The organism is Mycobacterium sp. 852002-10029_SCH5224772 (genome assembly GCF_001667315.1).
Taxonomy (GTDB): Bacteria; Actinomycetota; Actinomycetes; order Mycobacteriales; family Mycobacteriaceae; genus Mycobacterium.
Genome location: NZ_LZHT01000042.1, coordinates 1 through 7149 on the forward strand (window position 1 = coordinate 1; position 7149 = coordinate 7149).

The following is a 7149-nucleotide window of genomic DNA, read 5'->3' on the forward strand; positions in this document are numbered from 1 at the left end:
ACGCTGGCCGACCCGGACGGTGGACTGCTGCCGTCCTGGACTCCCGGCGCACACATCGACGTTCGGCTCCCGTCGGGGCGCCGCCGGCAGTATTCGCTATGCGGTCCGCCCGGGCGTCGCACCGACTACCGCATCGCCGTGCGCCGCATTCCCGACGGCGGCGGGGGCTCGAACGAAATGCACGACACCTACGCCGTGGGAGACGCGCTCGAGTTCGAGGGGCCCCGCAACGCGTTCTATCTCGTCACCGACGAGCAGGAAGTTCTGTTCGTGATCGGCGGCATCGGGGTGACGCCGATCCTGCCCATGATGCAGACGGCACAGCAGCGCGGCATCAATTGGCGCGCCGTCTACGCCGGGCGCAGCCGGGATTACATGCCGCTGCTCGACGAAGTGGTCGCGATCGCCCCGGACCGGGTCACCGTGTGGGCCGACGACGAGCGCGGCCGGATCCCCACCGCGGCCGACCTGCTCGCCGCCGCCGGACCGACGACGGCCGTCTACGTGTGCGGCCCGACCGCGCTGCTGGAATCGGTGCGCACCGCGCGGGACGAACACGCCGACGCGCCCCTGCACTACGAACGTTTCGGTCCGCCGCCGGTGATCGACGGCAACCCGTTCGAGCTGGAGCTGGCCCGTTCGCAGCGAGTGCTCACCGTGCCGGCGAACCGGTCGGCGCTGGACGTCATGCTCGACCGCGACTCGACGACGGCGTATTCCTGCCAACAAGGCTTCTGCGGCACCTGCAAGGTGAAAGTGCTTGCCGGACAGGTCGATCGGCGCGCCAGCGCCGCCGAGGGCGACGACGAGATGCTGGTCTGCGTGTCCCGGGCGAAAAGCGGCCGCGTGGTCATCGACGCCTGAGGCGCATGCTGGTCCCTTCGGCTCTCCGCGGCTGCCGTCGAGCGTGGGGCCGATGGACGAATCCGGTGCGGTTTGCGTACCTACGGCCCACACTCGGCGTCCGGGACGTGAGCGAACTGTGCCAAAAGTCCCTTCACCGAGTGCCATCGTGCCCTCGCGCCGCCGAACCCAGGGCGCGATCGTGGAGGCAGCACTGCGCCGCGAGAGGGGGACCATGGCATGAACGACCGCTTTCCGGACGCAGCGACGGTCCGGACGGCCCTGATGCTCGCATCGCGAGCCCCTTCGGTGCACAACACCCAACCGTGGCGGTGGCGAGTCGACCCGGCCGGCCTGCATCTGTACGCCGATGCCGACCGGCAACTGCCCAACACCGACCCCGACGGCCGCGACTTGATCCTGAGCTGCGGCACGGCGCTGCATCATTGCGTCACCGCGTTCGCGGCGGTGGGATGGCGATCCAAGGTCACCCGCCTGCCGGACGCCGCCGATCCGGGGCACCTCGCCACCATCGAACTTTCCGCCCACCCGGCCGATTTCGTCGACATCACGCTCGCCGCGGCCATCCCGCGGCGGCGAACGGACCGGCGCCACTACAGCTCCTGGCCGGTGCCCATGGGTGACATCGCGCTGATGGCGGCGCGGGCCGCGCGCACCGGCGTCACGCTGTGCCAGGTGGAGGACATCGACAGACTGCACGACATCGTCTTGCAGTCGGTTCGCGATCATGTGACCCAGGACTACCTCGCCGAGCTCACGGAATGGAGCGGGCGCTACTTCTCGGTCGCGGGTGTCCCCGCCCGCAACGCACCCCTACCGGACCCGGAAGCCAAGATCCCGGGTCGGGTGTTCGCCGGGGCGGCGCTGCCGATGGCGCCGGACTCCTCCCCGGCCGACGACAACGCCGTGGTGCTCGCGCTGGGCACCCGCCGCGACGACCGGTTGGCGCAGCTGCGCGCCGGCGAAGCCACCAGCGCGGTGCTGCTCACCGCGACGTCGACGGGGTTGGCGAGTTGCCCGGTCACCGAACCGCTGGAGACCGCTCACACGCGCGAAGCGGTCCGCTGCGACATCTTCGGCGACAGTGACTATCCGCAGATGCTGCTTCGGGTGGGCTGGGCACCGATCAATGCGGACCCGTTGTCGGCCACGCCGCGACGCGACCTCGACGACGTCGTGGAGTGGGTGAGCTGATCACCGGCGCCCGCAATACGCTGCTCCCGCAACGCTATTGGCGCGCCGCCGGGCAACCTCGGCCGAAGGCCGCCTCTCGCGGGGACCAAAGTCGTTGAACCCGTTGCACCTCGACGTACGCCGCGAAAAATGTGGGATATTGGACATGTCTGTCGCAAACCAGTTGCGAGACCGGCAGGAAGGCGCGCCATGGTCAAGGTGTTCCTGGTCGACGACCATGAAGTCGTCCGCCGCGGCCTTTCCGATCTGCTGTCCTCCGATCCCGAGCTGACAATCGTCGGCGAGGCCGGCACGGTGGCCGAAGCCAAGGCACGGATACCGGCCTTGCAGCCCGACGTCGCCGTGCTCGACGTGCGCCTGCCCGACGGCAACGGCATCGAACTGTGCCGCGATCTGGTCTCCGACCATCCCGACCTGCGCTGCCTGATGTTGACGTCGTTCACCTCCGACGAGGCGATGCTCGAGGCGATCCTGGCCGGCGCCAGCGGATTCGTCGTCAAAGACATCAAAGGCATGGAGCTGGCCCACGCGATCAAGGAGGTGGGCGCCGGCAAATCCCTGCTGGACAACCGGGCGGCCGCCGCGTTGATGGCCAAGCTGCGCGGCGCCGCAACGCGCGAAGACCCGCTGTCCGGCCTGACCGAGCAGGAACGCACGCTGCTCGGGCTGCTCGGCGAAGGGCTGACCAACCGCCAGATCGCCGCGCGAATGTTCCTCGCGGAGAAAACGGTGAAGAACTACGTGTCTCGGTTGCTGGCCAAACTCGGCATGGAGCGCCGCACCCAGGCTGCGGTGTTCGCGTCGAAACTGACTCAGCGGCCCGGCCAACCGTCGACTCCGCCGGACTGGCCGGGGTGAGCGGCGACCCGAAGGGTTCCGCGTTCGCCGGCCTCGGCCAGCGCGGGCTGGTCGACAAAATGCATCAGCAGCTCGACGAGCTGCTGGCCGCGCGCGATCAAATGGAGCAGTTGCTGCGGGTGATCGTCGAGGTCGGCGCCGACCTGGATCTCGATGCGACGCTGCACCGGGTCATCGGCGCCGCCCGACAATTGACCTCCGCCCCCTACGGCGCCCTGGCCATCCGCGATCGTGACGGCAACCTGATGTCGTTTACCCACGGGGGCATGGACACCGAGACGGTTCGGCGCATCGGGCACCTGCCGGTCGGCAAGGGCCTGTTGAGCTTGTCGCTCCTGGATACTCCGGCGCTGCGAATGGACGATCTGACCACGCACCCCGCCGCCGCCGGCTTCCCCGAACACCATCCACCGATGCGGGCGTTTCTCGCGGTCCCGATCACCATCCGCGACACCGTGTTCGGCAATCTGTATCTCACCCACGTCGATCCGGCGCGGGTGTTCTCCGAGTCCGACGAAGTCGCCGCTCGCGCATTGGCATTCGCGGCCGCAGTCGCGATCGACAACGCGCGGGTCTTCGAACGCGAGCGGACATCGGTGAAGTGGATGGAAGCCAGCCGCGAGATCACCACTGCGCTGTTGTCGCGCGCCGAGCCGCACCGTCGCCCCCTGCAGCTGATCGCCGAACGTGCACGCGTGTTGACCGATGCCGAACAGGCCATCGTGCTGATCCCGGACGATGCCGACGCACCGCTCGAGGAAGTGGAAACCCTGGTGGTCTCCGCCGCGGTGGGTGTGCTTGCCTCCGACGTTCTTGGACAGCGGGTCCCGGTGCAGGGGTCGACGAGTGGCGCGGTGTTCCGGTCCGGCGAACCGTTGATCACCGAGAAGCTGCGCTACCCGATCCAGGCCTTCTCCGACGCCGCGCAGCGCCCGGCGATCCTGATGCCGCTGCGCGCCCGCGACGAAGTCGTCGGAGTGATCGCCGTCGCCCGTGGCGTCGACCAACCGCCCTTCAACGAGGGCTATCTCGATCTGGTGAGCGATTTCGCCACCCACGCCGCCATAGCGCTGGTGCTGGCGTCGGCCCGCGAGGATGCGCGGCAGCTGACCATCCTGGCCGAGCGCGAGCGCATCGCTCATGACCTGCACGACCACGTCATCCAACGGCTTTTCGCGGCCGGCATGGATCTGCAGGGCACGCTATCCAGGGCGCGCTCACCGGAGGTGGCCGACCGGCTCAACCGCACACTCGATGATCTGCAGACCATCATCGAGGAAATCCGCACGACGATCTTCGAGCTCAAATCGCCGGCGGCCGCGAGCGGCGACTTCCGGCGCCGGATTCAGCGGGTGGTCGCCGACCTGACCGGGAACCGGGATCTGGTCACGACGGTGCGCCTGGACGGGCCGATGACCGCCGTCGGCGCCGAACTCGCCGACCACGCCGAGGCGGTCACCACCGAAGCCATCAGCAACGCCCTTCGCCACTCGGGTGCGTCGCGGCTGACGGTGGTGCTCAGTGTCGCCGACATGTTCGTCCTCGATGTCGTCGACAACGGGTGTGGCATACCGGCCGACAATGCGCGTCGCAGCGGTCTGGCCAACATGAAGCGGCGCGCCGAGCAACTCGGCGGCACCTGTGAGATCACCAGCCCCCCGGAGGGCGGCACCAGGGTGCACTGGGTCGCTCCGCTGTTGGACCCCTGACGGCGAAATGCCTTGTCCTGCGCGCAGTTACCGGCGGTCGTCGGCGGGGCGGACACGCCGGTGCGCGGACAGCAGCAGGTGGTCGAATTCCGTCTGGGTGTCGAGCGGCAGACCGGCGCCGCGGAAGTCCTGGGCGATCTGTTCGGCGAGCGGACGTAACTTGATGTTCGCCTCCTGCGAAAGCCATCTGAGCAACTCGAAGGCCGCGCTGTCGCTGAGACCGTAAACCAGCATCAGCATGCCCTTGGCTTGTTCGATGCCGGCCCGATTCTCGCTGATCGCAGCGAGTTTCGCGCTGACGGCGTCCTCGTGCTCCTGCCCGTCCGGTGCGGAGACGTCGATGTAGAACCCGTGCGTTCCGATCACGTCGCCCGCGTCGTCGTAGAGCCGGTCGCCGACCACGACGACGTGGTGTACGTTTCCGCCGGTGTCGATGATCCGGTGGCGGGTGCTGAACGGCCGGCGGGTGTTCACGATCTGATCGATGGTGGCCGCGACCTGTCTCAGGTCATCGGGGTGCTTGTGCGAGAGCACCAGGTCGGTGGTGGGAACGACGCCGCCCGGCTCGTACCCGTGCATCCGCTGTACTTGTTCCGACCATTCCCACCGCTGATCGGTGAAGTAGAACCGAAACCAGCCCGCGGGTTGCGCGTCGCCGCCGGACAACGCCTGCTCGACGCCGGCCGTTTCGCCGTTGAGTTCCCAGGTCGCTTCCATCGTGGCCTCCTCGCTCACTGCCCTGCAGCCGAGGGCGGGCGGCGGCCGCGAGGCCGACACGCAGTGCGTGCGCCTGCGGCCGCCCCCCCGCCGCCGTTGGGTCAGGCGTTGATGACCTCGCGTTGGGCGGCGCTGTCCCCGACCGCCCGGGGGGCGCCGCCGCCGCGGCCGACGGCGATCTTGCGCGGCTTGGCCCTCTCGGCCACCGGGATGTGCAGACTCAGGACGCCTTCGGAATACGAGGCCTCGATCTTGTCGGTGTCGAGATTTTCGCCGAGCACCAGTTGGCGGCTGAACACGCCGCGCGGCCGCTCGGTGGCCAACATCTCGCGGTTGGGGTCGACGGCCGGTCGTTCGGCGCGCACGGTCACCACATTGCGCTCGATGTCGATGTCCAGTGTGTCGGCATCGATGCCGGGCAGGTCGAACTCGACGACGAAATTCTCGCCTTCGCGCCAGGCGTCCATCGGCATCACCGCCGGCCGGGCGGCCGTGCCGAGAACTTGGTGGGCGAAGCGGTCGAGCTCACGGAAGGGATCCGAACGCATCAGCATGGTTGTCACCTCTCACTCCGATCTACGCGTTGGTCCGGTAATTTCCTATGTCTAATGACATAGATTCGGTATAGCATCGTCGACATATTGATGCAAGTGTGCTAAACAGATTTTTCAAGCAGATCAGCTGAGAGGATGTGCATGGTCGAGCACCGCGGCGATGCCGGGGCTCCGGCGTCCGACCACGGCGTGTACGGCATCTCGGTGGCCGCCGAACTGTCCGGGATTCCGGTGCAGTCGTTGCGGCTCTACGAACGCTATGGCTTGATCACACCGGCGAGAAGCCAAGGGGGAACCCGCCGTTACAGCGCCGACGACCTGATCCGGCTCAAGCGCATCAGCGAACTGGTCGAGGCAGGGGTCAACCTGGCCGGCATCGCGCGCATCCTCGCTCTCGAAGACGACAACGAGACGCTGTCGGCCGCCAATACCGACCTGCGGTCCACCAACCGCACGTTGCGAGAGGCCGTGAGAACGCCCAGGCAAACCGATCCCGGGGACCGGCGAAAGCCCGCGCCCTGAGCCGATCGCCGATTGCGCCGAGCGGCGTCGGGTACTCGACCCGTCATGCTTTCGAAGGAGAAACGATGGGTGAGTTGAGGGATGCCGGCGCCCAGGTCGCGGACGGCGCACGCCGCGAAGCCGACGCCTACCGCGGCGACACTCCCCGGCCGCTGGGGGGCTACCTCGTGGTTTTGGCCGTCTATGCCGTCGTGGTGACCGTCGCGACGGTGGCCGCGGTGGCGAGCGGGCGAACCTTGCCGACGCGCTGGCGGATCCAGGATCTGATCATCCTCACCCTGGGCACCCACAAGCTCTCGCGAACCTTGACCAAGGACGCGGTGACCAGCCCCTTGCGCGCCCCGTTCACGCATTACGCGGGCACCGGCGGGCCGGCCGAAGTCCAGGAGGAGGTCCGCGAGCACAGCCAGCTCCGGCACAGCCTGGGTGAGCTGTTGACCTGCCCATTCTGCCTGGACATGTGGGTCGCCACCGGCTTTGCGATCGGCCTGGTGTTCGTGCCCCGGTTCACCCGGCTCATCGCGGGCGTGTTCAGCGCCTTGGCCGGGGCGGATTTCCTTCAGCTCGCCTACGCGATGGCCCAGCAGTCCGCCGAAGGGTGAGCGGGCCGGCGCGCTCAGCTCGTCTTGGGCATCGGAATGCCCTCGCTGGCGGTGAATTGCGCGTCGTCCTCGGAGGACAGCCCGATGGAGACGACGGAGCGGTTGAACAGCACGTCGGTCAGGTAGGCC

Annotated in this window: 8 protein-coding genes; 6 read left to right on the top strand and 2 right to left on the bottom strand. The window is 68.1% G+C overall.

The genetic code is table 11. From position 1 onward, the window contains the following. From A5775_RS10090 to A5775_RS10105, 4 genes are all read left to right on the top strand, one after another. On the top strand, positions 1 to 864 hold an 864-nt coding region (locus A5775_RS10090), incomplete at its 5' end, for a PDR/VanB family oxidoreductase (protein ID WP_067251433.1). Between the two features lie 219 nt (positions 865 to 1083). Beyond that, a complete protein-coding gene (locus A5775_RS10095; protein ID WP_067251436.1) occupies positions 1084 to 2058 on the top strand; it encodes a nitroreductase family protein in 975 nt (324 codons plus the stop codon). Between the two features lie 189 nt (positions 2059 to 2247). After that, on the top strand, positions 2248 to 2916 hold the full coding sequence (locus A5775_RS10100) for a response regulator transcription factor (RefSeq protein ID WP_067251438.1): 669 nt from the start codon (positions 2248 to 2250) through the stop codon (positions 2914 to 2916). 59 nt (positions 2917 to 2975) lie between these two features. Further along, positions 2976 to 4625 carry a GAF domain-containing sensor histidine kinase gene (locus A5775_RS10105; RefSeq protein ID WP_067251448.1) on the top strand — a complete coding sequence of 550 codons (1650 nt, stop codon included), beginning with the start codon at positions 2976 to 2978 and terminating at the stop codon, positions 4623 to 4625. Positions 4626 to 4652: 27 nt separating this feature from the next. Here the strand turns inward: A5775_RS10105 and A5775_RS10110 are convergent, their stop codons facing one another. Both A5775_RS10110 and A5775_RS10115 read right to left on the bottom strand, forming a co-directional pair. After that, a complete protein-coding gene (locus tag A5775_RS10110; protein ID WP_067251451.1) occupies positions 4653 to 5342 on the bottom strand; it encodes a PAS and ANTAR domain-containing protein in 690 nt (229 codons plus the stop codon). A gap of 101 nt (positions 5343 to 5443) precedes the next feature. Next, positions 5444 to 5896, bottom strand: coding sequence for an Hsp20/alpha crystallin family protein (locus A5775_RS10115; RefSeq protein WP_067251441.1), 453 nt, complete (start codon positions 5894 to 5896; stop codon positions 5444 to 5446). A 141-nt stretch (positions 5897 to 6037) separates the two neighbouring features. On the opposite strand from A5775_RS10115, the gene A5775_RS10120 reads away from it, so the two are divergent. Together A5775_RS10120 and A5775_RS10125 are read left to right on the top strand one after the other, a co-directional pair. Next, complete coding sequence (locus A5775_RS10120; protein ID WP_067251442.1) at positions 6038 to 6418, top strand: helix-turn-helix transcriptional regulator; 381 nt, start codon at positions 6038 to 6040, stop codon at positions 6416 to 6418. 65 nt (positions 6419 to 6483) lie between these two features. Continuing rightward, positions 6484 to 7020 carry a DUF1360 domain-containing protein gene (locus A5775_RS10125; protein ID WP_067251445.1) on the top strand — a complete coding sequence of 179 codons (537 nt, stop codon included), beginning with the start codon at positions 6484 to 6486 and terminating at the stop codon, positions 7018 to 7020. Positions 7021 to 7149: the final 129 nt, after the last annotated feature.

Excerpts from the sequence above, each read along its gene's own strand:
- A5775_RS10095 (WP_067251436.1), top strand. The coding sequence starts at position 1,084 with ATGAACGACCGCTTTCCGGACGCAGCGACGGTCCGGACGGCCCTGATG.
- A5775_RS10100 (WP_067251438.1), top strand. The coding sequence starts at position 2,248 with ATGGTCAAGGTGTTCCTGGTCGACGACCATGAAGTCGTCCGCCGCGGC.
- A5775_RS10105 (WP_067251448.1), top strand. The coding sequence starts at position 2,976 with ATGCATCAGCAGCTCGACGAGCTGCTGGCCGCGCGCGATCAAATGGAG.
- A5775_RS10110 (WP_067251451.1), bottom strand. The coding sequence starts at position 5,342 with ATGGAAGCGACCTGGGAACTCAACGGCGAAACGGCCGGCGTCGAGCAG.
- A5775_RS10115 (WP_067251441.1), bottom strand. The coding sequence starts at position 5,896 with ATGCTGATGCGTTCGGATCCCTTCCGTGAGCTCGACCGCTTCGCCCAC.
- A5775_RS10120 (WP_067251442.1), top strand. The coding sequence starts at position 6,038 with ATGGTCGAGCACCGCGGCGATGCCGGGGCTCCGGCGTCCGACCACGGC.
- A5775_RS10125 (WP_067251445.1), top strand. The coding sequence starts at position 6,484 with ATGGGTGAGTTGAGGGATGCCGGCGCCCAGGTCGCGGACGGCGCACGC.